Source organism: Flavobacterium flabelliforme, assembly GCF_017948675.1.
Classification (GTDB): Bacteria; Bacteroidota; Bacteroidia; order Flavobacteriales; family Flavobacteriaceae; genus Flavobacterium; species Flavobacterium pygoscelis.
The window spans coordinates 1-1,556 of the sequence record NZ_JAGFBU010000019.1 but is presented as its reverse complement, the minus strand read 5'-3'; the positions used below and the strand labels follow the sequence as shown (position 1 = coordinate 1,556).

At 31.3% G+C, this 1,556-nt stretch carries 1 protein-coding gene; it reads left to right on the top strand.

Going from position 1 to position 1,556, the window contains the following annotated elements:
• Window positions 1-185 precede the first annotated feature (185 nt).
• Window positions 186-746: a hypothetical protein gene (locus tag J3S90_RS15670; RefSeq protein ID WP_210646969.1), complete on the top strand. Its 561-nt coding sequence runs from the start codon at window positions 186-188 to the stop codon at window positions 744-746.
• The last annotated feature ends 810 nt before the right edge of the window (window positions 747-1,556 follow it).

The following is a 1,556-nucleotide window of genomic DNA, read 5'->3' as shown; positions in this document are numbered from 1 at the left end:
ACATCTGCTAACAGCCGTTTGGCGAGATTGGGGTTTTAGTGGAATTAGCGTTTTTTTATCATATCTTCGTTTTGGCAGAAAATACTCTGCTATAAAGTCCCCAACCACGCCAAGCGCCAAGACGTTGTGCGACAGTTTCGAGCGACGGAAAATCGACGAAAAACCGAAACATTAAAAACTAAAATATGAAATTTAAAATGAAATATATTTTATCGATTTTTGCAGTTTTCCTTATTTTAAGTTTCAACACTTTTTCAAATCAAGTTTTTATAAATGGACATTTAAAACCGAAAAGTTCTAGTTATAAAAGTGATTTAATTGGTTTGAAAATATTTGTGAAAGCAGACGGAAAAATATTAGCCGAAAGTTACACTGACCAAAATGGAGATTTTAATTTGAAATTTATAGCAGAAAACCAAAAATCATTTGACTTTTTTTGTAGCGGAATTGGAATTGGAACAATTTTACTGAAATCTGTAAATAATTTTGAGAGTGATAATTTAGAAATGAATTTAGACTTTACATCAAAATACAGAAAAAATATTTTCGGAAAAGTATTTTGTCTAAAATGCAATAAAACAGATAAAGTATATGAAATTGAATATTCTGACCCACCTATTGTGACAAGAAAAATTAATCAAAGTGGAGATACTATTTACAGTAAAATTTATAAAAATAAATATAGAGAAAATGACACTGTTGAGCCTGCAAAATATTATTGTGAAAGAGATGATGTTAAATTTTGATGAATAAAAAACCGATCGCACAACAGCCGTTTGGCGAGATTGGGGTTTTAGTGGAATTACCGTTTTTTATCATATCTTCGTTTTGGCAGAAAATACTTTGCTTTAAAGTCCCCAACCTCGCCAAGCGGCAAGACGTTATGCGTCAGCAGGTTGGATCGCACAGAAAAAGAAGAAATTAAAGTTTGAAAACTGAAATGCAAAACTTTGAAAGCGTAATTTTTATCGATTTTTTTCACTTTTAAAAATGAAACTTGATCAACTTTGCGGAAAGCAGAAACCTGAAAATTGAATTTGATTAAGTTTATAGAATGTGGAAACTTGAATATTGGAATCTGATTAAGGTTGTGGAAAGCAGAAACTTGATAAAATTGGCAGAATATTGAAATGGAAATTAGAAACTTGAAAAGTAAAATTTTCGCGATTTTTTTTTAGATTTTTAAGGTCAAAATAGATGTTTAAAACTGAATAAAATAATTAAATTTGGAAAAGCCAACTGGAATAAATTGGAATAGACAAACATAGAACATATACTGCCGAACGCATAACAGCCGTTTGGCGAGATTGCGAATTTTGTGGTTAATTCATATTTTTCTTTCGCAAGATATTCTATCTTAGCAGAAAGAAATCGGTTACGAAGTACGCAACCACGCCAAGCGGCAAGACGTTACCAGCAATATTGCCAAAGGCCTCGTCCTAAAATAGGTTGACTAAAAATTAAACACTTTTAGTATCCTATGGAAACAAACAAAAAACAACCCTGTCGAAAAAATGAGTATCAAAAAATAAGCTTTGATCTCAAACTTTCCATCA

Coding starts and splice junctions, on each gene's coding strand:
- J3S90_RS15670 (WP_210646969.1), top strand. CDS start 186: ATGAAATTTAAAATGAAATATATTTTATCGATTTTTGCAGTTTTCCTT.